The sequence below is a fragment of the Mesorhizobium sp. BH1-1-4 genome, assembly GCF_020165665.1.
Lineage (GTDB): Bacteria > Pseudomonadota > Alphaproteobacteria > Rhizobiales > Rhizobiaceae > Mesorhizobium.
This window is the reverse complement of sequence record NZ_JAIUIN010000001.1, coordinates 484,644-509,771: the sequence shown is the minus strand read 5'-3', so window position 1 is coordinate 509,771 and position 25,128 is coordinate 484,644. Positions and strand designations below refer to the sequence as shown.

At 63.6% G+C, this 25,128-nt stretch carries 24 protein-coding genes and 1 tRNA gene; 14 read left to right on the top strand and 11 right to left on the bottom strand.

Annotated elements, in window-relative coordinates; all coding sequences use genetic code 11:
* Positions 1 to 2 precede the first annotated feature (2 nt).
* Genes LB569_RS02325 through LB569_RS02310 form a run of 4 tightly spaced genes read left to right on the top strand, consistent with a single transcriptional unit; the run spans position 3 to position 3,366 of the window.
* Entirely contained in the window at positions 3 to 740 is a 738-nt protein-coding gene (locus tag LB569_RS02325; protein WP_224690889.1) for an ABC transporter ATP-binding protein, read from the top strand.
* Positions 737 to 1,450: an ABC transporter ATP-binding protein gene (locus LB569_RS02320; protein WP_224690888.1), complete on the top strand. Its 714-nt coding sequence runs from the start codon at positions 737 to 739 to the stop codon at positions 1,448 to 1,450. The genes LB569_RS02325 and LB569_RS02320 overlap by 4 nt, the downstream gene beginning before the upstream one ends.
* A 9-nt stretch (positions 1,451 to 1,459) precedes the next feature.
* Entirely contained in the window at positions 1,460 to 2,335 is an 876-nt protein-coding gene (locus LB569_RS02315; protein WP_140705983.1) for a branched-chain amino acid ABC transporter permease, read from the top strand.
* Complete coding sequence (locus LB569_RS02310; protein WP_224690887.1) at positions 2,332 to 3,366, top strand: branched-chain amino acid ABC transporter permease; 1,035 nt, start codon at positions 2,332 to 2,334, stop codon at positions 3,364 to 3,366. Before LB569_RS02315 ends, LB569_RS02310 begins: the two co-directional genes overlap by 4 nt.
* 21 nt (positions 3,367 to 3,387) lie before the next feature.
* Here LB569_RS02310 and LB569_RS02305 read toward each other — a convergent pair whose 3' ends face one another.
* From LB569_RS02305 to LB569_RS02285, 5 genes are all read right to left on the bottom strand, one after another.
* The gene (locus LB569_RS02305; RefSeq protein WP_224690886.1) at positions 3,388 to 4,704 is read right to left on the bottom strand and encodes a M20 family metallopeptidase; all 1,317 of its coding nucleotides are present in this window, start codon (positions 4,702 to 4,704) and stop codon (positions 3,388 to 3,390) included.
* A 41-nt stretch (positions 4,705 to 4,745) separates the two neighbouring features.
* A complete protein-coding gene (locus tag LB569_RS02300; RefSeq protein WP_224535951.1) occupies positions 4,746 to 5,651 on the bottom strand; it encodes a MurR/RpiR family transcriptional regulator in 906 nt (301 codons plus the stop codon).
* Positions 5,652 to 5,746: 95 nt separating this feature from the next.
* Complete coding sequence (locus tag LB569_RS02295; protein WP_224690885.1) at positions 5,747 to 7,405, bottom strand: DUF882 domain-containing protein; 1,659 nt, start codon at positions 7,403 to 7,405, stop codon at positions 5,747 to 5,749.
* 213 nt (positions 7,406 to 7,618) lie between these two features.
* On the bottom strand, positions 7,619 to 8,761 hold the full coding sequence (locus tag LB569_RS02290; RefSeq protein ID WP_224690884.1) for a hypothetical protein: 1,143 nt from the start codon (positions 8,759 to 8,761) through the stop codon (positions 7,619 to 7,621).
* Between the two features lie 221 nt (positions 8,762 to 8,982).
* A tRNA-Thr gene (locus LB569_RS02285) sits at positions 8,983 to 9,057 on the bottom strand.
* Positions 9,058 to 9,165: 108 nt separating this feature from the next.
* On the opposite strand from LB569_RS02285, the gene LB569_RS02280 reads away from it, so the two are divergent.
* From LB569_RS02280 to yacG, 9 genes are all read left to right on the top strand, one after another.
* Positions 9,166 to 9,396: a hypothetical protein gene (locus LB569_RS02280; RefSeq protein ID WP_181173692.1), complete on the top strand. Its 231-nt coding sequence runs from the start codon at positions 9,166 to 9,168 to the stop codon at positions 9,394 to 9,396.
* 147 nt (positions 9,397 to 9,543) lie between these two features.
* Complete coding sequence (murA, locus tag LB569_RS02275; RefSeq protein WP_224690883.1) at positions 9,544 to 10,836, top strand: UDP-N-acetylglucosamine 1-carboxyvinyltransferase; 1,293 nt, start codon at positions 9,544 to 9,546, stop codon at positions 10,834 to 10,836.
* Between the two features lie 204 nt (positions 10,837 to 11,040).
* The gene (locus LB569_RS02270) at positions 11,041 to 11,472 is read left to right on the top strand and encodes a DUF2948 family protein (RefSeq protein WP_140705999.1); all 432 of its coding nucleotides are present in this window, start codon (positions 11,041 to 11,043) and stop codon (positions 11,470 to 11,472) included.
* Positions 11,473 to 11,479: 7 nt separating this feature from the next.
* Positions 11,480 to 12,772: a histidinol dehydrogenase gene (gene hisD, locus LB569_RS02265; RefSeq protein ID WP_224690882.1), complete on the top strand. Its 1,293-nt coding sequence runs from the start codon at positions 11,480 to 11,482 to the stop codon at positions 12,770 to 12,772.
* A 6-nt stretch (positions 12,773 to 12,778) separates the two neighbouring features.
* A complete protein-coding gene (locus LB569_RS02260) occupies positions 12,779 to 13,264 on the top strand; it encodes a UPF0262 family protein (RefSeq protein WP_208697294.1) in 486 nt (161 codons plus the stop codon).
* Complete coding sequence (locus tag LB569_RS02255) at positions 13,252 to 13,722, top strand: low molecular weight phosphatase family protein (protein WP_224691117.1); 471 nt, start codon at positions 13,252 to 13,254, stop codon at positions 13,720 to 13,722. Before LB569_RS02260 ends, LB569_RS02255 begins: the two co-directional genes overlap by 13 nt.
* A 149-nt stretch (positions 13,723 to 13,871) precedes the next feature.
* Positions 13,872 to 14,090: a translation initiation factor IF-1 gene (gene infA, locus LB569_RS02250; protein ID WP_006329283.1), complete on the top strand. Its 219-nt coding sequence runs from the start codon at positions 13,872 to 13,874 to the stop codon at positions 14,088 to 14,090.
* Between the two features lie 22 nt (positions 14,091 to 14,112).
* Positions 14,113 to 14,739, top strand: coding sequence for a Maf-like protein (locus LB569_RS02245; protein ID WP_224690881.1), 627 nt, complete (start codon positions 14,113 to 14,115; stop codon positions 14,737 to 14,739).
* Positions 14,736 to 14,933: a DNA gyrase inhibitor YacG gene (yacG, locus tag LB569_RS02240; protein ID WP_140706009.1), complete on the top strand. Its 198-nt coding sequence runs from the start codon at positions 14,736 to 14,738 to the stop codon at positions 14,931 to 14,933. Before LB569_RS02245 ends, yacG begins: the two co-directional genes overlap by 4 nt.
* Before the next feature lie 15 nt (positions 14,934 to 14,948).
* Here yacG and LB569_RS02235 read toward each other — a convergent pair whose 3' ends face one another.
* The 6 genes from LB569_RS02235 to LB569_RS02210 all read right to left on the bottom strand — a co-directional run bounded on the left by LB569_RS02235 (position 14,949) and on the right by LB569_RS02210 (position 23,990).
* Positions 14,949 to 16,319, bottom strand: coding sequence for an alpha-glucosidase/alpha-galactosidase (locus LB569_RS02235; protein ID WP_140706011.1), 1,371 nt, complete (start codon positions 16,317 to 16,319; stop codon positions 14,949 to 14,951).
* Positions 16,320 to 16,338: 19 nt separating this feature from the next.
* On the bottom strand, positions 16,339 to 18,006 hold the full coding sequence (locus tag LB569_RS02230) for an ABC transporter ATP-binding protein (RefSeq protein WP_140706013.1): 1,668 nt from the start codon (positions 18,004 to 18,006) through the stop codon (positions 16,339 to 16,341).
* A 10-nt stretch (positions 18,007 to 18,016) separates the two neighbouring features.
* On the bottom strand, positions 18,017 to 19,153 hold the full coding sequence (locus LB569_RS02225) for an ABC transporter permease (protein WP_140706015.1): 1,137 nt from the start codon (positions 19,151 to 19,153) through the stop codon (positions 18,017 to 18,019).
* Positions 19,154 to 20,161, bottom strand: coding sequence for an ABC transporter permease (locus LB569_RS02220; RefSeq protein WP_140706017.1), 1,008 nt, complete (start codon positions 20,159 to 20,161; stop codon positions 19,154 to 19,156).
* A gap of 130 nt (positions 20,162 to 20,291) precedes the next feature.
* Positions 20,292 to 22,373 carry an ABC transporter substrate-binding protein gene (locus LB569_RS02215; RefSeq protein WP_224690880.1) on the bottom strand — a complete coding sequence of 694 codons (2,082 nt, stop codon included), beginning with the start codon at positions 22,371 to 22,373 and terminating at the stop codon, positions 20,292 to 20,294.
* Positions 22,374 to 22,523: 150 nt separating this feature from the next.
* Positions 22,524 to 23,990, bottom strand: a complete 1,467-nt coding sequence (locus LB569_RS02210; protein ID WP_224690879.1) for an alpha-glucosidase/alpha-galactosidase — start codon at positions 23,988 to 23,990, stop codon at positions 22,524 to 22,526.
* Positions 23,991 to 24,202: 212 nt separating this feature from the next.
* Between LB569_RS02210 and LB569_RS02205 the strand changes: the two genes are divergently transcribed.
* Positions 24,203 to 25,111 carry an AraC family transcriptional regulator gene (locus tag LB569_RS02205; protein ID WP_224535972.1) on the top strand — a complete coding sequence of 303 codons (909 nt, stop codon included), beginning with the start codon at positions 24,203 to 24,205 and terminating at the stop codon, positions 25,109 to 25,111.
* The last annotated feature ends 17 nt before the right edge of the window (positions 25,112 to 25,128 follow it).

Below are 25,128 nucleotides of genomic sequence, written 5' to 3'. Positions count from 1 at the left end.
TAATGGCATTGCTTGAACTGGACGACGTGTCGAAGGCCTTCGGTTCGCTGAAGGCCGTCGATGGCGTGTCGTTCAAGGTCGAGGCCGGCGAAATCTTCGGTATCGCCGGCCCGAACGGCAGCGGCAAGAGCACGCTGTTCAACATCATCACCGGCATCCCGTTCGGGCCGGACAGGGGCAACATCCGCTTTGACGGGACCGCCATCAACGGCAAGCCGGGGCATGCCATCGCGCGCCTTGGCCTTGCTCGCACCTTTCAGCGCGAGACCAGTTTCGACGGGCTGACCGTGTTCGAGAACGCGCTGATCGGCGCGAGCTATGGCAAGCAAGAGAAGACGGCCGCGGCGGCCCGTGACGGCGCTGCCGAGGCGCTGGAATTCGTCGGTCTGGGATCAGCGTCGTTCGGGCGGCTGGCCGGCGAGCTTTCGGTCTTCGAACGCAAATGCCTGATGCTTGCCACCGCGATCGCCATGCAGCCCCGCATGCTTTTGCTCGATGAGCCGGCGTCGAGCCTGACCAAGCCCGAGATCGAGACGTCGATCGGTCTGATCCGCCGCACCGCAGAGCGCGGCATCACCATTCTCCTGATCGAACATGTGCTGACCTTCCTGATGAGCCTGTCGCGGCATCTGCTGGTGCTCAACAATGGCCGCGTGCTTGCCGCCGGCGAGCCGGAGAGCGTGATCGCCGACCCGCGCGTCATCGAGGCCTATCTCGGAACCCGGAGGACGGTGGCGTGAGCCCTATTCTCACCGTCGAAGGCATCACCGCCGGCTATGGCCGCGTCACCGTGCTGCACGACATTTCGCTGGAGGCCGGGCGCTTCGGCAATGTCGGCCTGTTCGGGCCGAACGGCCATGGCAAGACGACCTTGTTGCGCGCCATCTCCGGGCTGCTGCAGCCCAAAAGCGGCCGCATCCAATTCGACGGACAGGACATATCGGGGCTCAGCGCCCGGGCCATCGTCGGCACCGGCCTGATCCATGTGCCGCAGGGCAACCGGCTGTTTCCCGACCTCTCCATCGCCGACTGCATGGCGCTGGGCGCCTATTCGCCGCGCGCCCGCCCGCATGAGGCGGAGAACCGCGAGAAGGTGGTCAAGCTGTTCCCCAAACTCGCCGAACGCTGGCGCCAGCGCGTGCGCACGCTGTCGGGCGGCGAGCGCCAGATGGTGTCGATCGGTACCGCACTGATGAGCCATCCGCGCCTGCTGATCCTCGACGAGCCGACGCTTGGGCTGGCGCCCAAGATCAAGGACGAGCTCTGCGCCTCCGTCATGGACATTTCGCGCGGCGGCGTGCCGCTCATCGTCGTCGAGCAGGACATCGAATTCCTGCTGGAGCTGACGCAGCAACTCTACCTCGTCAATCACGGCGCGGTGGCAACCGAGATCAAGCCGGGCGAAAGCCTCGACCACGGCGAGATCATGTCGATGTATTTTGGCCACTAGGATTCTAAGATGAGCGCATTGGCGGAAATCCTGTTCGGCGGTCTGTTCCAGGGCTCGCTCTACGCCATGATGGCGGTCGGGCTGGCCCTGGTCTGGACGACGATCGGCGTGTTCAACTTCAGCCATGGCGTGTTCATGATGCTGGGGGCCTACATCGCCTGGCAGCTGGTTGAACTCGGCCTGCCGGCGGCGGTAGCCTTTCCCATAGCCGTCGTCGTCATGGCCGGCGTCGGCTGGATCCTGCAGGCGAGCGTCGTGCGGCCGCTGATCGGCCGGCCCAACATCGTGCTGGTCGTCGTCATCACCACGCTTGCCGCCGGATCGCTGATCGAGAACGGCGCGCTCACCATCTGGGGGCCGCGCTCCAAGCAGATCCCGGCGCTCATCGACGGCAACACCACCATCGGCGGTGTCGGCGTTTCGTTGCACCAGATCGCCATCATCGTCATCACGCCGCTGATCCTGGCTGCGCTGTGGATGTTCCTCAACCGCACGCGGCTCGGACTGGCATTGCGCGCCGTGGCGCAGAACGAGGATGCGAGCCATCTGGTTGGTCTCAACGTCACCGCGCTCTATGGCCTGGCCTTCGCCATCGCCGCCTCGCTGGCGGGGCTCGCCGGCATCTTCATGGGCGGCTATCGCTTCATGTCGCCGGTCATGGGCTCGGACCCGCTGCTCAAGGCGCTGATCGTGGTCGTCTTCGGCGGCATATCGAGCATATCGGGCCCGATCTTCGCCGCCTATCTGATCGGCTTCTTCGAGGCCGCCTGCAGCTATTATTTCGGTCTCTACTGGACGCCGGCGCTGCTATTCGGCGTGCTGATCCTGACCCTGATGGTGCGCCCCGAGGGCATTTTCGCCAGCCGCTCGCGAGGCCTCGCATGACCGACACGATTTCGACGATTTCCCCGATCCGCACCGCGACGACAACCCCGATCGCGCCCGGCCGCACGCCGTGGAAGCACGAGGCCGTCGGTTTCGTCCTCGGCTTCGCCCTGCTGGCGCTGCTGCCGCTTTTCTTTGGCGACACCTATGCCCGCCACATCCTGATCATGGCCTTCATCTACGCCATCGTCGCCTCGAACTGGGACCTCAGCCTCGGCTATGGCGGCGTCTTCAATTTCGGCCATCTGGCGCTGTTCGGCATCGGCGTCTACGCCTACAGCCTGCTCACCATACTGGCCGGGCTCGACCCCTGGATCGCGCTTCTTGCCAGCGGCGTCATCGCCACGCTTGCAGCGATCGTGGTGACCATCCCGATCCTGCGGCTGAAGGGCATCTACATCATCCTGGTCACCTTCGGCTTCGCGCAGCTCATCATGCAGGTGATCCTCAGCCAATCCGACATTACCGGCGGCACGCAAGGGCTGGTGCGCATTCCCGGCCTCTACTGGTTCGACCACAACATGGTCCGCGACGCCAAATTCGCCTATTTCTACATCGCGCTGGCGCTGCTGGTGGCGAGCACGCTGTTCCTGCGCGTGTTCGTGCGTTCGCGCACCGGCGCCAGCATCGTGGCGCTGCGCGACAATGAGGAATACGCCATCAGCCGCGGCGTCTCGATCGTGCGCCAGCGCATGCTGACGCTCTCGGCAAGCGCCTTCTTCACCGGCATCGCCGGCGCCTTCTACGCCGCCTACCAGCGCAATGCCTCGATCGACGTGTTCGGCATGAGTCTGGCGACCATCATCCTGTCGATGGTGCTGCTGGGCGGCACCAGCACGATCTACGGCGCCATCATCGCCTCGTTCGTGCTGACGATCTTCGCCGAGTGGATGGCCGATTTCGGCGCATGGCGTCCGATCATCACGGCGGTGCTGATCATCGGCGTGATGCTGGCCTATCCGAGCGGACTGGCCGGCATGATCAAGTCGGCATGGAATGTTGTCGCCGGGCGGATCAAACGCCCGGCCTGACCGCCGGAAAAATTACGTCGCTCAGCGCACGCCGCACCAGTCGATCACTGAAGCGGCGATCACCTTGGCGGTCTCTATCACCGATTCCACCTCGACATATTCGTTGGCGCCATGGAAACCGTCGCCCGATGGGCCGAAGATGACGCCGTCGACGCCGGCGCCGGCATAATGCGCGGCATCGCAGACGGCGACGAAGCCGCTTGTCTTCGGCGCCTTGCCGATGGCGGCCTTTCGCTGCATCAGCGACGTCACCAGAGGATGATCGACCGGGGTGTTCATGGGCGGGAAATGCAGCCCGCCGAGCTCCCACTGGATGACAGGCGGATTGTCGCGCAGCCAGGCGTCGGCCTGAGCGAAATGATGGACAAACGTCTCGAAGTCGCGGCGGTATTCGGCCGAGGTTTCATCGGGCAGGAATTTCATGTCGAGGTCGAGCACCGCGACATCGGGAATGATGGCCGGATTGGTCATCACCGTCGGCAGGCCGTGCTCGCCGAGGCCCGTTCCGCCATGCATGACACCGATGTTGATCGTGTTCATGCCGACTGGCAGCAGCGGGTGGGATTTCGCCCGCGTCCGGTCCAGCTCGTATTGGCGAACGGCGGCGATGAAGCGGGCTGCGATCTCGATCGCGTTGACGCCCGGCTTCAGCCGGTCCTTGTCGTGTCTCTGCGGATAGATTTCATTGTAACGCAGCGCCGAATGCGCATTGCGACCACGGATCGTCACCCGCGCCCATTCGAGCCCGCCCTCGACCGGCAGGACATCGCCCCAGGTCGGCTCGGCGACCAGCACCGCCTTGGCGAGCTTGCCTTTCCTGACTGCGTCCATGGCGCCGAAGCCGCCGGCCTCCTCGTCGACGACGGAGTGGATCGCCAGCCGCCCCTGCAGCGTGATGCCCGCCTTGCGGATCGCGTGCGCTGCGGCGACACAAGCCGCGACGCCGCCCTTCATGTCGACCGCGCCACGGCCATAGAGACGGCCATCGGTGACCTCGCCACCGAAGGGGTCGACCGACCAATCCTTCATCTCGCCGACCGGCACCACGTCGATATGGCCGCACAGGATCAGGCTGCGCTCCTCGTTTCCGGCCCATTCGCCGACCAGATTGGGCCGGCCAGGCAAGGCGTCCCACTGCTCGGTGCGGAAGCCATCCTGCTTGAGGATCGGTTCGAGCAGCGCCTGGACGTCCGCCTCGCGGTTGATCGCCGGATTGGCTTCGAATTTGGGATTGACCGACGGGATGCGGACCATGTCGCGGACCAGGCCGATCAGCCAGTCGCGGTCGGCCTCGATTTCAGCCTGCACGGCATCGATGATCGTCTGGGTGTCAGCCATTGCTATTCCTTTCTCGCATCGCCGCCTTGGGCGTTTCGACGCTATTTCCTCGGGGTTCTTGGTTTGGCGGTTCCGGTATCGGACGGCGACAGAGCGGCATCGAGGGTAACGGCATTGGCGCTGCGTATCTTCTCGATATCCTCGATGCGCTTGCGCACCGCGCCGCCATGGCCTTCCAGCGCATGGGCGAAAACGGTCTCCATCTGGGCCACGGCGGTCGCCAGCGTGTCGAAGGGCGAGTTGGCGTCGATCGCCGCGACCATGGTCAGGTCGGCGATGTCAGCGATCGGCGAAAGCCACACATCGGTGAATAGCAGGACGGAAACGCCGCGTTCATGCGCCTGCTGCGCAAAGCTCACCACATCCGACTGGTAGCGCCGGTAGTCGAAGACGACGAGAAGGTCGCGCTTGCCAAGGTCGATCAACAGGTCGAAATCGGCGGGGCTGAGCGAACCGATGTCGCGCACGCCGGAGCGGAACTGCAGGAGGTAGCCAGCAAGCATGGAGGCGATATGCCGGCTGAAACGACCGCCCAGCAGCACGACCTGGCCCTTTGTCTCGAGCAACAGGTTGACGGCTCGCGTATAGGCCTGCAGCGGCACCGCCGTGCGCGTGCGCTCCAGACTGTCGGAAACCGAATGGAAGTAAGCGAGCGCGGTGCCTTCGCTGGAGCCGCCGGGACGCTTGGCCTCCATCATCAAAAGCGGCGAGTGCAGCCGGGATTCCACCTCCGTGAGCAACCGCGCCTGGAAATCCGCGAAACCGACATAGCCGAGCTTGGTCATCAGCCGTGTCACGCTCGGGTCACTGACGCCCGCGCGCCGCGCCAGCCGGGTCGCCGTTCCCAGCCCGGACATCGGATAGTCGGCGAGCAGGACCTGCACGATTTTTTCTTCCGCCGATGTGAACGCCAAGGTGGTGTTGGCCAGTTCTTCGCGGATCGACATGGTCATCGCCTCTCGCTGACGGGAAGACGATTATCTTACAATTTCATGTCCGATTGTCAAATTTGGAAAATATCTTACAGAACAGGACAGGCGACCTATTTGAAGCTGGCGATGGGCAGGAACTTGACCGCGGAGCCGGTAAAGCGGCGGTGATCGGAGGTCTGCCCCCGGGGCCGGAACCCCTCGAGATAAACCTGCTCCGGCGTGGTGCGGATGAAATTGGCGGCAATGATGGGCGCCGCCGCCGATCCGGCTCCGCCGGCAATGCCACGAGCAGCCGCAACCGGCCGGCCGGTCGACGCCGGGGGCGCTATGACGGCGGTGGCCTTGGGATCGTTACGTGGCTGGACACGGTCGGCCTTGGGGCTGGTCCTGACACGATCTTCTGACTTCGATGCAGGGACTGCAATGCGCTGAGCGGCCGGCCGATCGAGGCCGCCATCGGGATGATGCATGGCCAGCAAGGCACCGATTGCATCGGTGGATTTGGCGGCCTCCGCCTGACGCGCCAAGCCTGTCTGGCCCTCCGGCCGCCATGTCGGCAAGGGAATGTTGAGCGCCACCATGTCCGGCGCGGCGATCGCGGGAGCACCCGCCTTGGCCGATAGACTCTCGGCGCCGGGCGCCGCCTGTTCGACCCGCGTGTTGACAGCGCTCGCCGCCTGGAGCGGTTCGGGCTGCGGGGTCGGAGTGCTGGGCGCGAGCCCGGCACGCGGTGCGAAGGCGGGCAACGGCACCGCACGAGGCGCCAGCGCCATGACGATCGCTTCGGGCGTCTTCGCGGGCGTTTCTTCAGCCGGGCGGTCGGAAGCCATCTGGATATCCGCCCGCTGGGCAACCTCCGGCGCCACAATGGCGATGCCCTGTCCGGTCGTCCTGTGTTCAACTGATTTTGGTTCGACGGATTTGGGTTCAACCGGCTTGGCCGGCTTGCGTGGCGCGGGCGCCGCTTCAGCGGCGTCATCGGCTTCATCCGCGCCGCGCCCGCCCAACAGCGTCGCCAGCAGGCCACGCGCCTGCCTGCGCTGGCCGCCATCCGCGCTTGCCAGCTCGATGTTGGGCGTGCCGGCGGCCTTGCGCGATTTGTAGGCGGCAAACGCCTGCTCGTAGCCAGGCAGCGGCTTGCCGTCGCTCGGCACATGCAGCGTGTTGCCGTTCGGGAAGACCCTGGCGAGTTCCTGGCGGCTGATGCCCGGCCAATGCCGCACATTGCCGACGTCCATGTGGATGAAAGGCGAACCGGAGGTCGGATAATAGCCGACGCCGCCGCCCTGCATCTTGAGGCCGATGTCGCGCAATTTCTTCAGCGGCACGTCCGGCAGGAAGAAGTCCATGGCGCGGCCGACCATGTGCTGGCTTTCCCGGGCCACCCCTTTGGAGCGGCCGCGCAGCATGGCGTTGGTCGCCGGCGAACGATAGGCGCTGACCACATGGATATAGCTGTTCGAGCCGCTGGCGCGGTAGGCCTGCCAGACCAGGTCGAGCAGGCGCGGATCCATCCTGGTCGGCTCGTTGCGACGCCAGTCGCGCAGCATGAAATTGATCTTCTTCAAGCCCGCCTGATCGTAACGTCCATCGCGCTTGAAAACGATCTCGGCCTTCTCGCCCGTATGCAGATGCTGAATTCGCAGGGCCCGCGTTTCGGCGAACGCCTCGGTGACGCACATGCAAAGGAATGCGACCAGGAAGGCTGGCAAGCGTGCCCAACGATGGGAAGCGCCGGGCGCGTTTTGTTGGCTTTCAATCACGTTCATGCCTTGCACATTGTTTTTGTTTCAGGCGATTTGACGTCTTCGCCCTGATGCGGAGCCTTCTTTCTTGGCGGTCTCGACCCGAGAAGGCATGGATTCGACCCGAGGCAGACGGGAATCCATCCAAAACCCGTCATGTCGATGAACAGCATCTTGGTTAACGAATCGTGTCGGAGCCCGGCACGGGCCGTCCCACGGTGAATTCAATCAATCGCCTCAGCGGAACAGATATTTCGAGACTTCCGGGTTGCCGCGCCGCCACATCACATTGTCCAGGAAATAGTGATGAACGTTGATGAATATCCAGGCGATGAAGAGGAAAAGCGACGAGCCGAGCACCGCCTTGTCGTAAGGCACCAGGTCGATCAGCGCCATCGGCACCAGCCAGAAGCCGAGCGCGCCAAGAATGCCGCCCACGACGATGAACGCCAGCACGCGCAGCCTGTACAGCGGTCCAAGAATGGACAGGATCTTCCATGCCGGCCCCTCGACGGCGTCCGGACGGTCGCGCTCGACATTGGTCTGGTAGCGCCAGACCACGGCCAGGTACTGCAATGAATGGAGCGCCGGCACCACCAGCAGCCAGAGAGGGTTCAACGTCACGAACAGGATCCAGGCATAGAGCGACACGACATAGGCGACGACGCCATTGTAGGGCAGCGCCCCACCATGCTTGCGCCAGCGATTGATGAACATCACGGCGGTAGCCGCCGAGGAAGCAGCCGCGATCGACATGGCGATGGTGGTGAGCCACGGCGGGACCGCGAACGTGTAATAATCCAGACCCCAGAATTGCCTTTCGGCAATCACCACGTTTGTCTGGAGCCATGCGAACAGCCACACGGCGTAGCCGTTGAACAGCAACACCTTCTTGTCCTGATCGCTGAAGAATTTGCGCTTCAGCACGGCGTCCACCATCAGCATGCCGTAGCCTTGCTTGACGTAGTGCCAGCCCACGAAAAAGCCCATCGCGTTGGTCGCGTAGCCGAGCAGCCGGGCGTTCCCCGTCAGCGAGCCATAGGCAAAGAAGGCAATCATGGCCAACGGGACGACGATGCCGGCAATGACATAACGGATCTGGAGATTCCGGCCGTAGCCGTCGCCGCGAATCTTGCGCGCGAAATCGCGGTAGAAGATCTGGTATGAATGACCAAAGTGCGGCTGGTTTATGAGGTGGGACAGCAAGAACATGGCCAGCGTCAGGGTAGCTTCGTACCTGAGAGGCACAAAGTACAGGACCGGCAGGATCAGAAGCGCGCTTCCGCCAAGCATGAAAAAGTCGATGAACGGTCCAAAGAGATATTTTTGCGGCGTGGCCGCGACTGACGCTGGGGCATCCGCCGAAAGGTGAAGTGCCATATTACCTTCCCCTGTGATCGATCATTTAGCCATCGACCCGGGCGCCAGACAAGCCGTCGGCGCGCGAAAACGATCAGGCGGCCATTGCCACGAGACGGCGACCGCATTCAGGCGCATGGCGAGATGCCAAATTGCGGACCTGCTCCGATCCGCCGAACAGGGCACATCCGACGCATGTCGAGGGAACCAGAATGGGCCGATTCGTCAAAGCCAGGGAGATCTGGTGCTGCGAGAGAGGATTGAACTCTCGACCTCTCCCTTACCAAGGGAGTGCTCTACCACTGAGCTACCGCAGCCGCCAATGGCGGGGCTTCTGCCATATCGAACCGGCAAGCGCAAGGCCAAGAACAGCGCTTGTGTGAAAGCCTTTGCCGGATAGCTTTTGTTGACATGGCGGCGCCACAATGTTGGCTATCCCTGAATGGCGGGGTGGCTGGTCGCCAGCCGGGGCGGAGACGATGAGCGACAAGACGAATTCACCGAAAAACAGCGAAACGATCCGCAAGAACCGGCTCGCGGAGCAATTGCGCGCCAATCTGCAGAAGCGCAAGGCGCAGTCGCGCTCGCGCCGTAGTGGCGACGCCGACAAGCGGCCCGACGGGCTCGGCGCGGCAAAGGAAATACAGAAAGATTAACTCAAATCGGCCACTCTTGGCCTGGATGCTCGGAAATCCTATTTCTTGAACCAGCCAATTTCTTGAACCAAACTGCCCGATGGTCTAGACGGGCCGATACTCAAACGATTGAACCGGCCTTTTTCTGGCCGAGAGGGACATTCTCCAATGGATCGCATCAGAATCGTCGGCGGCAACAAGCTTGCCGGAAGCATTCCGATCTCGGGCGCGAAAAATGCCGCCTTGCCGCTGATGATCGCCTCGCTTCTGACCGACGACACGCTGACACTCGAAAACGTGCCGCATCTGGCGGATGTCGAGCAGCTGATCCGCATCCTCGGCAATCACGGCGTCGACTATTCGGTCAACGGCCGCCGCGAAAAGCAGAATGAGGGCTATTCGCGCACCATCAATTTCTCCGCTCGCAACATCGTCGACACGACAGCCCCTTACGAACTGGTGTCCAAGATGCGTGCCTCGTTCTGGGTGATCGGGCCGCTGCTGGCCCGCATGGGCGAGGCCAAGGTGTCGCTGCCCGGCGGCTGCGCCATCGGCACGCGGCCGGTCGACCTGTTCCTCGAAGGCCTGCAGGCGCTGGGCGCAGATCTCGACGTCGACACCGGCTATGTCATCGCCAAGACGAAGAACGGCCGGCTTATCGGCAACCGCTACGTGTTCCCCAAGGTCTCGGTCGGCGCCACCCATGTGCTGATGATGGCGGCCTCGCTGGCCAAGGGCGAGACGGTGCTGGAAAACGCCGCCTGCGAGCCCGAAATCGTCAACCTCGCCGAATGCCTCAACGCCATGGGCGCCCGGATTTCCGGCGCCGGCACGCCGACCATTACCATCGACGGCGTCGAAGCTCTGTCGGGGGCGCGCGTGCGTGTCATCCCCGACCGCATCGAGACCGGCACCTATGCCATGGCCGTGGCGATGACCGGCGGCGACGTCGTGCTCGAAGGCGCACGGCCGGAGCTGCTGCAGACGGCGCTCGACGTGATTTCGCAGACGGGCGCGGAGATCACGCAGACCAATTCCGGCATCCGCGTGAAGCGCAACGGCGCCGGGATTTCGCCAGTCGACGTGACGACGGCGCCCTTCCCGGCCTTCCCGACCGACCTGCAGGCACAGTTCATGGGCCTGATGACCATGGCCAAGGGCAAATCCCGCATCACCGAGACGATCTTCGAAAACCGCTTCATGCACGTCCAGGAACTGGCACGGCTCGGCGCCCACATCACGCTTTCGGGCCAGACCGCGATCATCGACGGCGTGGCCAAACTGAAGGGCGCGCCGGTCATGGCGACCGATCTGCGCGCCTCCGTCTCGCTGGTCATCGCCGGTCTCGCGGCCGAGGGCGAAACCACGGTCAACCGTGTCTACCATCTCGACCGCGGCTTCGAGCGGCTGGAGGAAAAGCTCTCCAATTGCGGTGCGGTGATCGAGCGCATTTCAGCCTAGCGATCTCCAGTCGCTTGGCGAAAATCATCGGCGAAGGCGTCCTTCTCCCCGTCGCCATAGAGGGAGAAGTGACCAACAGGGCGATGAGGGGCAGCGCAAAACCTGAGGCAATTGCCTCCAGCGGGGTCCCTGTCGCGGTTGCACCGATCGGAAAGACCGCCTAACAGAAAGGCTGAATTGCCAACCTTTAGGTGTGAAATCCGCATGGCCCTCAAGCTTATCGCGCTCGACGACCAGGATCTGAGCATTGTTTCGGCTCACGTCCAGGACGCTGTGCTCAAAGTCAGTGACCTCGAATTCCTGCCCAAGGCCAAGCGTTTCGTGCTGACCATGAACCGTTTCGTGTGGGAAGCCAGATCCGGCCTGTTTCGCCAACACAATGAGCGACGGCAGGCCGTGCTGCATTTCGACCGCGTGCTGGGCGCCAAGACAAATGGCATCGCCCGCGACAAGCCGGCCGAAATCCTCTCGCTGCTGGCGATCAGCTTCATCGAGATCAGCAAGCCGGCCGGCATCGTCGAACTGATTTTTTCAGGCGGCGGCACCATCATGCTCGATGTCGAATGCATCGAGGCCCGCCTTGCCGATATCGGCGGTGCGTGGGAAGCCACGTCGCGCCCCGTGCATAAGGCTTGAGCATACGATGGCCGTCACGCTTGCCCAGTCCGACGCCGATTTCGAGCAGCGTTTTGCTGCCTTTCTGACGACCAAGCGGGAGGTGTCGGAGGACGTCGATACCGCGGTCCGGCGGATCATCGCGCGCGTGCGCGCCGAGGGCGACGCGGCACTGATCGACTACACGATGACATTCGACCGTGCCGACCTAGGCAGCCTCGGCATCGCCGTCTCGGAGGACGATGTCGCCCAGGCCTACAAGACCGCCGATCCCAGCACCATCGAAGCACTCGAATTCGCGCGCGATCGCATCCGCGCCTATCACGAGCGGCAGCGACCCAAGGACGACCGTTTCACGGATGCGGCCGGCGTTGAACTCGGCTGGCGCTGGACCGCGATCGAAGCGGTCGGGCTCTATGTGCCAGGCGGCACGGCGAGCTATCCGAGTTCCGTGCTGATGAACGCCATCCCGGCGAGAGTGGCGGGCGTCGAGCGTATCGTCATGGTGGTGCCGGCTCCTGGTGGCGTCATCAACCCGCTGGTGCTGGTGGCCGCCGATATTGCCGGCGTGTCGGAAATCTACCGCGTCGGCGGCGCGCAAGCGATCGCGGCGCTTGCCCACGGAACCGAGACGATCAGGCCCGTCGCCAAGATCGTCGGTCCGGGCAATGCCTATGTCGCCGCGGCCAAGCGGCAGGTGTTCGGCACGGTCGGCATCGACATGATCGCCGGCCCTTCCGAAGTGCTCGTGGTGGCGGACGGCGACAACGATCCGGACTGGATCGCCGCCGACCTGCTCGCCCAAGCCGAACATGACGTGTCGGCGCAGTCGATCCTGATCACCGACGATCCGGCCTTCAGCAAGGCGGTCGAACAGGCGGTCGAACGTCAGTTGCAGACCTTGCCGCGCGGCGAGACGGCGGCGCAGAGCTGGCGCGACTTCGGCGCCGTCATCCTTGTTTCGACCATCGAGGCGTCGCTGCCGCTGGTCGACCGCATTGCGGCCGAGCATGTCGAACTGGCCATTGACGATGCCGAGGGCTTCCTCGCCAGGATGCGCAATGCCGGCGCCGTCTTTCTCGGCCGCCATACGCCGGAAGCCATCGGCGACTATGTTGGCGGCTCCAACCACGTGCTTCCGACGGCACGCTCGGCGCGTTTCTCGTCGGGCCTTTCGGTCCTCGATTTCGTCAAGCGCACCTCTATCCTGAAGCTCGGACCGGAGCAGTTGCGCGCTCTGGCGCCACCGGCCGTCGCCCTTGCCCAGGCGGAAGGACTTGAGGCGCATGGCCGCTCCGTCACCATCCGGCTGAACATGTAGGCCGAGATGACGGGCTCCGATCAAACCCGCGCAAAACTGATCGATGTCGAACTCGATGAATCGATCGGCCGTTCGACGCCCGATGTCGAGCATGAGCGGGCGGTGGCGATCTTCGACCTGATCGAGGAAAACAGGTTTCAGCCCGTCAACGACAGCGGCACGGGCCCCTACCGGTTGAAGCTGTCGCTGGCCGAGTCCCGTCTGGTCTTTGCCGTGGCGCGCGAGGACGGCGCCGCGGTCGTCACCCACATCCTGTCGCTGACGCCGCTCAGGCGCATCGTCAAGGATTACTACATGATCTGCGAGAGCTATTACGACGCCATCCGCTCCTCGACGCCGAGCCATATCGAGGCGATCGACATGGGCCGCCGCGGCCTGCACAATGAGGGCTCGCAGACGCTGATGGACCGGCTCTCCGGCAAGATCGACATCGACTTCGACACGGCGCGGCGGCTGTTCACGCTGGTCTGCGTGCTGCACTGGCGGGGCTGATCCTGGCCCCCGGCGCCCTGCCCCGTTCGATTCTGTTCCTGTGCGGCATGAATGCCGTGCGCTCGCCGATGGCCGAGCAGTTGGCGCGCCGGATGCTGCCCGCCTCGATTTTCGTCGCCTCGGCCGGCGTCCGCGCCGGCGAGCGCGACCCGTTCGTCGATGCCGTGCTTGCCGAGGAGGGTCTCACGCTGGGCGAGCGCCATCCCAGGACATTGGACGATCTCGAGGATGATTATTTCGACCTGATCGTGACGCTGGCGCCGGAAGCGCACCATGCCGCGCTCGAACTCACCCGCTCGCTCGCCGTCGAGGTGGAATACTGGCCTACGCCGGACCCGACCGATGCCGGCGGCACGCGCGAACACATCATGGCCAGCTATCGCGACGTGCGCGAGCGGCTGAAGTTGCGCATAAGCCGACGTTTTTTGCCTCCCGAAGCAAAAAATGCGACGGATTAAGCGTGTTCACAAGCGCACGATTATCATATAGGTTCCGCCGAAATTCCGGCCAGAGTCGGAAGTTGAGCATGATGTCGTCCGAAAACCGCTTCACACTTTTCGGCATCATGCTCTAGACGCCGGAACTGCCATCCAAGCAAAGGTATCGAATGCCGAAGGAAGAAGTCCTCGAGTTTCCGGGTATCGTCACGGAATTGTTGCCCAACGCGATGTTCAGGGTCAAGCTCGAAAACGAACACGAGATCATCGCCCATACGGCCGGCCGCATGCGCAAGAACCGCATCCGCGTGCTGACCGGCGACAAGGTTCTGGTCGAGATGACGCCATACGACCTGACCAAGGGCCGCATCACCTACCGCTTCAAGTAAGATCAAGGCCCGGCCGAACGCGATGAGCATTTTGCAGAAGCTGGTGCTTGCCTCGGGTTCGCCCCGCCGCATCGAACTCTTGCAGCAGGCCGGTATCGAGCCGGACCGCATCCTGCCAGCCGATATCGACGAAACGCCGCTGCGTGCCGAGCATCCGCGCTCGCTGGCCAAGCGGCTGTCGAAGGAAAAGGCCGAAAAGGCGTTCGCGTCGCTCAAGACCGAGACGGACTATGCGCCGAGCTTCGTGCTGGCGGCCGACACGGTGGTCGCCGTCGGGCGGCGCATCCTGCCCAAGGCCGAGACGCTGGACGACGCCGCCAACTGCCTCGGGTTGTTGTCCGGACGTTCGCACCGGGTCTATTCCGGCATCTGCCTGGTCACGCCGGGCGGCAAGTTGCGCCAGCGGCTGGTCGAGACGCGGGTGCGTTTCAAGCGGCTGCCGCGCGAGGAGATCGACGCCTATGTCGCGTCGGGCGAGTGGCGCGGAAAGGCCGGCGGCTATGCCGTCCAGGGCCTGGCCGGCGCCTTCGTCGTCAAGCTCGTCGGCTCCTACACCAACATTGTCGGCCTGCCGCTCTATGAAACGGTGGCGCTGCTGTCGGGCGAAGGTTTCAAGACCCATCAAAACTGGTCGTCCGCGCGACCATGAGCCTCGACGACAAGGTCACGCCCCTGCGGCCCAAGCGCCCGTGCCCGGAATGCGGCAAGCCGTCGGCGCGCGAGACCTATCCGTTCTGCTCGACGCGGTGCAAGGACATCGACCTCAACCGCTGGCTGAAGGGCGCCTATGTCATCTCGGCCCGTGACGATGAGGAAGAACCGGACGTCGACGAGCCTAAATGAGACGAGCGCCGCCAGTCAGGCGGCTTCGTTCTTGCGTTTCACACGCGCCCAGGCCGGCAGCCAGTCGCCGTGAGCGGCCAGGAGATCGTCGACCAGTGACCAGATCTGATCGAGATCAAGCTCGGCCGCCGTGTGCGGGTCCATCATCGCGGCGTGATAGATGTGTTCGCGGTTTTCGCTCATCAGCGCCCGCACCGTCAGTTCCTGGACGTTGATGTTGGTGCGGATCAGCGCCGTCAGTTGCGGCGGCAGGTCGCCTATATAGGTCGGCTGGATGCCGGACGCGTCGACCAGGCATGGCACTTCGGCGGCGCAATCGCGCGGCAGCGAGGTGATGCAACCATTGTTGCGGACATTGCCGTAGATCACCGACGGCTCGCCGGTCCACACCGAATTCATGATCGAGGAAGCATATTCCTTGGACTCCTCGACCTCGATACGCTGGGCCGAGCGGTAAGCCTGCGCCTGGTCCTTCCAGCGCTCGATCTGCTCGATGCAGCGCTTGGGATATTCATCGAGCGGAATGCCGTATTTCTCGATCAGATCGGGGCGGCCGTCCTTGATGAAATAGGGCGTATATTCGGCGAAATGCTCCGAGCTTTCGGTGACGAAATAGCCCAGCCGCGTCAGCATCTCGTAGCGCACCTTGTTGGGGCAGCGCGGATTCCAGCCGGCCTTGGGTGCCCGGCCCTCGCGATAGGCGCGCACGAGGTCCGGATAGAGGTCGCGGTAGGATCCGTCCGGCTGGCGATGCTCGAATTTCAGGTAGAAGGCCATGTGGTTGATGCCGGCCGAGCGGTAGCGGATCTGGTCGTAGGGAAGGTCGAGGTCGTGCGCGAGCTCCATCGCCGTGCCTTGCACCGAATGGCACAGTCCGACCTGCCTGATCTCGGGATATTTCTCCGATATGGCCCAGGTGTTGATCGCCATCGGGTTGACGTATTGCAGCATGATCGCCCGCGGGCAGACGGCGAGCATGTCCTCGCAGATCTTCCAAAGATGCGGCACGGTCCTCAGGCCCCGCATGATGCCGCCGACGCCGAGCGTGTCGGCGATGGTCTGGCGCAGGCCGTATTTCTTGGGCACATCGAAATCCGTCACGGTGCAGGGCTCGTAACCGCCGATCTGGAAGGCGACGACGACGAAATCGGCGCCGGCGAGTGCCTTGCGCTGGTCGGTATGGGTCTCGGCCTTCGCCTTGACGCCGAGTGTGGCGATCAGCTTGTTGACGACGACGGCACTTTCTTCCAGCCGCTGCGGATTGATGTCCATCAGCGCGATCGTGGCGCCCGAAAGCGCCGGACGCTGCAGCACGTCGCCGACAATGTTCTTCATGAACACGGTCGAGCCGGCGCCGATGAAAGTGATCCTTGGATGTCTTGCCACGTTAACCTCCGGCTAATGTTCAGGCCACGTCGAACGCGGCCCTGACGAGCCGTTCGGTGTAGGCGGTCTTGGGATGGGTGAGGACCTCGTCGACGGGTCCCTGCTCGACGATCTTGCCGTGCTGCATGACGATGACGCGGTGGCACAGCGCGCGCACCACCTTCAAGTCATGCGAAATGAAGAGATAGCTCAGGCCGCGCTCGTCCTGCAGCTTGCGCAAGAGATCGATGATCTGCGCCTGGACGGAGAGGTCCAGCGCCGAGGTCGGCTCGTCGAGCAGGATGAATTCGGGTTCGAGCGCGATGGCTCGCGCAATCGCGATGCGCTGGCGCTGGCCACCGGAGAATTCATGCGGGAAGCGCGACAGGATATCGCCCGGCATGCCGGCGCTGACCAGCGCCTCGCGCACCCGCTCGACCCGCTCGCGCCGCGTCGCGCCGATACTGTTGACGATCAGCCCTTCCTCGATGATCTGGCCGATCGTCATGCGCGGGTTGAGGGAGGAGAACGGGTCCTGGAAGACGATCTGCATGCGCGAGCGCAGCGGCCGCATCCGTGCCCGCGACAGGCCATGGATCGGCTGGCCATCGAAGCGGATCTCGCCGCGTTTGGCGTCGGTCAACCGCAGCAACGCCTGGCCGAAGGTGGTCTTGCCGGAACCGGATTCGCCGACCAGCCCCAGCGTCTCGTGGCGGCAAAGCTTGAGATCGAGATCATCGACCGCAACCAGTTCACGCCAGTCCGGCTTCAGGAACGTGCCATGGCGCAGCATGAAGCAGACGCGCACGCCGTTCGCTTCGAGGATGGTGCCTGAGCTCTCGGGCAGCGGTTGCGGTCGGCCGCGCGGCTCGGACGCGAGCAGCCGCTGGGTGTAGGGATGCCGCGGATCGGCGAACAGCCGTTCGGTGACGTTGTGCTCGCACATTTCACCATGCTGCATCACATAGACATAGTCGGAAAACTTGCGCACCACGGTGAGATCGTGGGTGATCAGGATCACCGCCATCCGCAGTTCCTTCTGCAGATTGCGGATCAGGTTGAGGATCTGCGCCTGCACCGTGACGTCGAGCGCGGTGGTCGGCTCGTCGGCGATCAGCACGTCGGGATTGTTGGCGAGCGCCATGGCGATCATCACGCGTTGCCGCTGCCCGCCCGAGAGCTGATGCGGATATTGCTTGAGCCGCGCCTCGGGTTCGGGAATTTGCACGTGCCGCAGCAGCTCGAGCGCCCGCGCCCAGGCTTGCTTGCGGCTCACCTTGCGATGCACCCTGATCGCCTCGACGATCTGGCTGCCCACCGTATAGATCGGGTTGAGCGAGCTCATCGGCTCCTGGAAGATCATCGAGATGCGGTTGCCGCGCAGCTTGCGCCGGGCGCTCTCGGGGAATTTCAGGATGTCCTGTCCGTCGTAACAGATGTTCGATTTCGGCGACACGGTGGCGCGGCGCGACAGCAGGCCCATGACGGTACGCGCCGTCACCGACTTGCCGGAACCGGATTCGCCGACGATTGCGATCGTCTCGCCGCGGTAGAGCTGGAACGAGATGTCCTTGACCGCCTCGACGGTGCCGTGTTCGACCTTGAAGGCGACCTCGATGTTGCGGGCGTCGATGACAGGCTCTCCCTTGCGCCCATCATGGTCAAGGCGGAAGGCTGGTGCGAAGGGCTCGGCGAGTAAGACGGTCATCGCGGTCCCCTCAATACGGATCGACGGCGTCGCGCAGGCCGTCGCCCAGCGCGTTGAAGGCAAAGACCGTGACGAGCACGAAACAGACCGGCGACAGGATCCAGGGATAAGTGCCGATGACCGAATAGGTCGCCGTGTCCTGCAGCATCAGGCCCCAGGAAATCAACGGCGGCTTGACGGCGAAGCCGAGGAACCCGAGGAAGGATTCGAGCAGCACCACCGTCGGGATCGCCAGCGTCACGGCGACGATCACATGGCTCATCACATTGGGGAGAATGTGCTGCAGGATGATGCGCCGGTCGGTGGCGCCGACCGCCATGGCGGCGCGCACATATTCGATGCGCGCCAGCGCCAGTGTCTTGCCGCGCACCTCGCGCGACATCTGCGCCCAGCCGAGCGCCGACATGACGATGATGACGAAGGCGAGGAACACATTGGTCGGCGCGGTGACCGGGATCAGTGTCGTCAGCGCCAGATAGAGCGGCAGTTGCGGAAAGGCGAGCACCAGTTCCACGAAGCGCTGCATCCAGACATCGAACCTGCCGCCGGAATAGCCTGAGACCATGCCGACGGTGGTGCCGATGACGGTGATGATGAAGACGACGGTCAGCGCGATCATCAGCGAGACACGCGAGCCGTGGATGGCGCGCGACAGCACGTCGCGGCCGAATTTGTCGGTGCCGAGGAAGTGCACGGGCTGGCCGTCGGTCGAGGCGAAGAAGTGCCGGTTCGCCGGGATCAGCCCGAAGAGCCTGTAGGGCGCGCCCTCGACGAAGAAGCCGAGCAGCCTCGGATGATCGTAGTCGGGGCCGACGATGGGCTGGAAGGTGACCGGATCGAGGTCGGCCGAATCGGCCAGCGCATAGACCCTCGGCCGCGCGACGAAATTGCCATCCTTGTCGTGGAAGGACGGCAGCTGCGGCGGCGCAAAGCCGACATCGGTCGCCTTCGGGTCCATCGGCGCCAGGAATTCGGCGAACACGGCCATGACAAGGAGCAGCACGACCAGCCAAAGACCGGCCATGCCGGTCCACGAGCGCTTCAGCCGGCGCCAGACAAGCGCCATGTAGCTCTCATTGCCGCGCGCGGGCGCCACTGTGGCTCGCTCGGCCGGCAAGGGTGGTGGTGAAGGGTCGCGCGCCAGCATCTAGCCCTCCCCGAACTGGCGCACGCGCGGATCGAGCAGGACCAGCAGCATGTCGGCGATGATGTTGCCGACGATCAGCGTCGCCGACAGCACCATCATGAAGGTGGCGGTGACATAGACGTCGCCGACCGCCATCGAGCCGACGATGGCAGGGCCGACGGTCGGCAGCGCGAAGATGATGGCCGTCTCGATCTCGCCGGTCAGCATGTAGGGCAGCACCACGCCCTGGTACATGACGAGCGGATGCAGCGCGTTGGGCACGGCGTGGCGCATGACGACGGCGCTCCCGGTCAGGCCCTTGGCCCTGGCCGTCTCGACATATTGCGCGTTGAGCGTATCGAGCAGATTGCCGCGCATGACGCGCATATTGTAGGCGAGGCCGCCGAAGGTGGCGATCGCCACCACCGGCCAGACATGCTTGACCAGGTCCACGAACTTGGCCCACGACCAAGGCGCGCCGCCATATTGCGGCGAGAAGAACGAGCCGATCTCCGACACGTTGAACCGGAAGACCAGGAGATAGACGATGATCAGCGCCATCAGGAAGCGCGGCACCGTCATGCCGAGGAAGGAGATGGCCGACAGCGTCGTATCGATCCAGGTGTATTGCCGGGTCGCCGCCCAGATGCCGAAGGTGATGCCCAGCACCGAGGCGAGCAGATGGCAGACCAGCGCCAGCAGCAGCGTGCGCGGCAGGCGCTCGCCGACCACGTCGGCCACCGGCTTGTTGTAATAGAGGCTGTAGCCGAAATCGCCGCGGGTGACGATGCCGCCGATCCAGTTGAGATACTGGACGGGCAGCGGCTTATCGAGGCCGTGTTCGACGCGATAGGCCTGGGCCTGCGCGTCGGCCTCGGCGAAGGAAGCGCCGCCCTGGTTGATCAGCTGCGAGCGGATGTAATCGGCATAGTCGCCAGGCGGCGCCTGGATGATGGCAAAGGTGACGAGGCTCAAAATGGCGAGAACCGGAATTGCCGACGCTATGCGCATGAGCAGGAATCGCAGCATGGACGGTCCGCTTCCTCATCTCGCCGGGCGCTCCCTTGGGTGCGCTCGGTGGGTTGGTTTGCCCCGGGCCCGCCAGCGGCGCGGCCGGGTCTCTCAGTCAGGGGAGGTAAACTTGCATTGGGCCCTTGAACTACATCGGACCCTTGTCTCCAGGCTTGCCGGGAAGCTCTTGTGGGAACAATTCATATTTCGCCTGCTTGTCCGCCGCGACGAAGACCCTTTCCCGGATGATCGAATCCTCGGCCCAGTTGAACATAAAGATCGGCGTGCCCTGCGGGATGTTGGAGAAGCGCTTGTTGACGATCAAGGCGCCGGGATATTCCGTCAGGCCGACATTGTAGACGTGCTCCGTCGAGATCTTCTGGAACCGCTTCATCAAGGCAGCGCGCTGATCATTATCGTCGGAGGTGACGAACTTGTTGACGATATCGACGAGGTCCTTCTCGAAAGGCATCAGGTCGACCTGGCCGCTTTCCGGCGCCCGATGGTTCCAACTGGTCTTCGGGCCGACCGGAGCAAGCTGCTCGGTGTTCTGCACGACGGAGGTCAGTTCGGTCTCGTTGCGCCGGATCAGCCAGTCGAAGCGGCCGGCATACTGGGTAGAGTCTCGCTGGGTGCCGTTGACCCCGTTGATGACGACCCGCAGCCCGAGTTTTTCCATCTGGGCGACAACCCCTTCGGCGAGGCTCTTGTCGGTGGTGTAGTCGTTGTTGACCAGCATCACGATCTCGACGTTCTTGCCGCCGGCGGTGCCGGCCGGGAAGTTCACGAAACCGTCGCCGTCGGTGTCCTTGAGGCCAGCCTTGGCGAGTTCAGCCTTGGCGCCCTCGAGGTCGAAGGGATAGTAAACGGTCGAGTTGCGGTCGTAGAAGCTGGTGCCGGAGGAGAAGCCGCCGGGATAGATGGCCGTGAACGGTCCCTTGACCAGCGCATCGCCCAGCGCCTTGCGATCGAGCGCCATGGTGACGCCTTTGCGGAAATCCTCGTTGCGGTTCAACTCGCGGATCGCCTGGCCGCGCTCGTCCGGATTGCCCCAGCCATTGGCCGAGAAATTCATGCGCAGATTGTAGCCGATGAGGCGCGGGCCGAAGGCAAGGCGCGCCGGAGCGTTCGCCTCCGCGGCGCGCTTCAGCGAGGCGACGAAGTTTTCCGGCTGCTCGAGATTGGAGAAGTCGCCCGAGCCAGCCACCGCCTGGACATCGCGGTCGGCCCAGGTCGACAGCTTGTATTGGACTTCGTTGAGGTAGGGCAGCTGATTGCCCTTCTCGTCGACCTTCCAATAATAGGGATTGCGGCGCATGACGATGATGTCGTCCGGCCGGTATTCGACCGGCACCCAGGCGCCCATGACCGGCATGTTCATATATTCCGGCGGGAAGGCGTTCTTGAACTGCTCGTAGGTGTTCTTCGAATATTTCGGATGCCGCGGCTTCAAGATGTGCGCGGGACCGGGGCAGAAGGTGCCGTAGGCCATCGCGTAGAGGTACTGTTTCGGGAAGGCGTCCTTGAAGGTCCACTCGACGGTGTAGTCGTCGATCTTCTTCAGCGTCGTGCCGACGCCGAAGGTTTCCGGCGTTGCGCCGTTGAGCGGCGAGACGTTGGGATCGACAACCTCATCGTCCCAGTAGAACATGACGTCGTCGGCGTTGAAGGCCACGCCGTCCGACCATTTGGCGCCTTCGATCAGGTGCATGGTCAGCTTGTGGCCGTCCGCCGACCAGTCCCAGCTCTTGGCAAGGTTCGGCAACGGCTCGGTGTCCTTGGCCTCGACCTGGAACAGCGGCGCGGTACGCGTCAGGCATTCGGAAAGGGCGATATCGATGCCGCCCCACCCCTGCGTCTGGCCCGCACCGTAGTTCCAGCCTTCCGGCCGGCCACCGATGACATGGCGCATCGTATCGCCATAGACGCCGACGCCGTCCGGCATGTTGGCGGTCTTGAAGACCAGCGGCTCCTTCGGCAGCCGGTCCTTCACCGGCGGTAGCTTGCCGGGCTTGACGTATTTTTCCGTCACCCAATCCGGCTCGTGATACTCGGGCAGCGCCTTGAACTCCACGATGGAGTCGCGCGCCACGTATTTGATCTTACCTTCGGCTGGAAACGTCGCCGGCACCGGCGGGACGGTCGGCTCTGAAGCGAGAGCGTTGAGTGCCGGAACGGAGACGCTCAGCGCCAGTCCAGCGGCAATGCCAATGCTGCGTAGGTTCATCATGGTCTCCTCCCTCGTGTTCAGACGTCTGCTGCTGCTCGTCTTGCCCATGCCTCGGCGCAATTCCGGAGGGCCTTCACATTTCTCCTGGAATTGCACGGGACGGCTGACCGCGGTGGACCCGCCTCCCTGGATCCGCCCGCCGCCCCGGTTTCAGACGGCCTGTTTCAGCGCGGCCTTTTCGGCGCGCAATTCCTCGATCGAGCGCACGCTTCGCCGCGCCGCACCCGCCCATTCGCGGGTCTTGACCGCGGATTTCGACAGCCGCTCCTTGGCCGCCGGAACCGCATGGGCGTATTGCGGCAGCCATTGCGCCTGGGCGACGACCATTTCGTCGACCATCTGCCAGACCTCCTCGGGCGTCGACACGGCGCCGACCAGGGGGTCATGCAGCACGGCAAGCTTCAGAAGATCGATGTCGCCGGATATGGCGGCATGGACCGACATGCGCTGGACGTTGATCGAGGCCATGCAGGTGGCGGCACAGGCTTCCGGCAACGTGATGCCGGCGGCCATGTTGATGCCGAAGCGGTCGACGAAGCCGGGCGACTCGATGATGGCGTCGCGCGGCAGGTTGGTGATCACGCCGTCGTTCTTCACATTGAAGTGGCCGCGATAGACGCGGTTGGTCTCCAGCGCCTCCAATATGTGGCTGGCATGCTCGTTGGAGCGCTTTTGCGGATCGATCGGCTTCGAGGCCGCTTCGAGGAATTGCGGATATTCCGTCTCGAACCAGTTGCGGGTTTCCGTGGAATAGCGGAGGTAGCCGCCGGTCTCGCCATGGATCCAGTCCGACATGTCGATCCAGCGCGTGATCTCGTCGGGACGCTTGCGGTACCAGGGCAGATATTCGGAGAGATGGCCGTTGCTTTCGGTCGAATAGACGCCGAAACGCTTGAGCACATCGATGCGCAACTTTTCCTGCCGGGAATAGACCGGATGCGCCTCGAATGCGGCAATCAGTTCATCCTTGTCGATCTTGCGGCCGTTGAGCCGCAAATCGATGAACCAGGTCTGGTGATTGATGCCGGAGCAGACATAGTCGAGTTCCCGCGGGGATTTCGCGCCCAGCACCGCGGCGATCTGCTCGGCGCCGTGCTGGACGCCATGGCAGAGGCCGACCGTGTCGACCTTGCCGTATTCGATCGCCGCCCAGGTGTTCATCGCCATCGGGTTGGCATAGTTGAGGAATTTGGCGTTGGTGTCGGCGACCTCGCGAATATCCTTGCAGAAGTCGAGGATCACCGGAATGTTGCGCTGGCCGTAGAGGATGCCGCCGGCGCAGATCGTGTCGCCGACGCATTGGTCGATGCCGTATTTCAGGGGAATGCGGATGTCATCGGCATAGGCTTCGAGGCCGCCGACCCGCACGCAGCTGATGATATAGCGCGCGCCTTCGAGCGCCTTGCGGCGGTCGGTCGTCGCGGTCACCCTGGTCGGCAATCCGTTCGCCTCGACGATCCTGTCGAGGATCGCCTTGATCATTCCCAGATTGTGCTCGCTGACGTCGGTCAGCGCGAATTCAATGTCCTTGAATTCGGGCACGCAGAGAATGTCGGTGAACAGCTTCTTGGTGAAACCGACGCTGCCGGCGCCGATAATAGCGATTTTGAAACTCATCACCTTCACCTCGATCCAATCGAATGCTAGGCAAGGAGCAGCAAGGGAGGAAAACGGCCACACGCCTTGGCGTGCAAGCCATTCAAGCCGGAATCCGGCTTTCCTTCCTCCCGCCCGCTCCTCGATCGCGGGTATTCGCGTTCTTCGAGGCGGGATTATGCGCTTATTCGCGGGCGCGGCCAGAGAAGGATTATGCTTTTAGGGGTAATTTTGTGCTGCGTGATTTGATCGCCAACGGACAGTCGATGCGGACGATCTCGCTGCCGCGCGGTCGCCAGCGCCTGCATGCCATGCCGACGAGCACGGGCTATGAGCTGCGCGAGGACGTGACCTATGACTGGGACGGGCGAAAGCGCGGCCAGACGCCGTTCACCGTGCTCCAACATACGATCAGCGGCACCGGCCGGCTGCGCTACGAGAACCGCGATTACCGCCTGCAGAAGAACGACACGCTGCTGGTGCTGGTGCCGCACAACCACCGCTATTGGCTGGCCAGGGACGAGCGCTGGGAATATTTCTGGATCTCGATGAACGGCGAGGAGGCGTTGCGCGTCCACAAATCGATCCTCGACGTGTCGGGACCGGTCTTTCGGCTGCAGCCGGCGACGATCGATCATCTCGCCGATTGCAGCCTTCGCCTCATCAAGGGAGCCGTTTCGCCGGGAGCCGCGTCGGCGATCGCCTATGAAGCCGCCATGGCGCTCTATGACGATGTGTTCGGCTCGCACGCCTTTGCCGAAAAACAGAGCGCCATGCAGCCGGTCATCGATCACATCAACGCCAATCTCGACAAAGCCCTGCCAGTGGCGGACCTCGTCCAGATCAGCGGGCTGAGCCGGGCCCATTTCTCGCGCTGCTTCGCCGAGAGCGAAGGCTTGCCGCCCGCCGAGTTCGTGCTGCAGCAACGGCTGCAACGGGCGGCAAAGCTTTTGACGAAAGCGGACTTCCTGCCGGTGAAGGAAGTCGCCATCCTGTGCGGCTTCGAGGATGCGAATTATTTTTCCAAGGTCTTTCGCCGCCTCTACGGCACGACGCCTAGCCAATTCCGCACCACCGGCATGTATGCCAGCTTGCGAACGCCGGCCAGGGGCGGCGCCAAGGTGTCGGACGACGAGACCTGACGCCGCTTCGAGCCTTG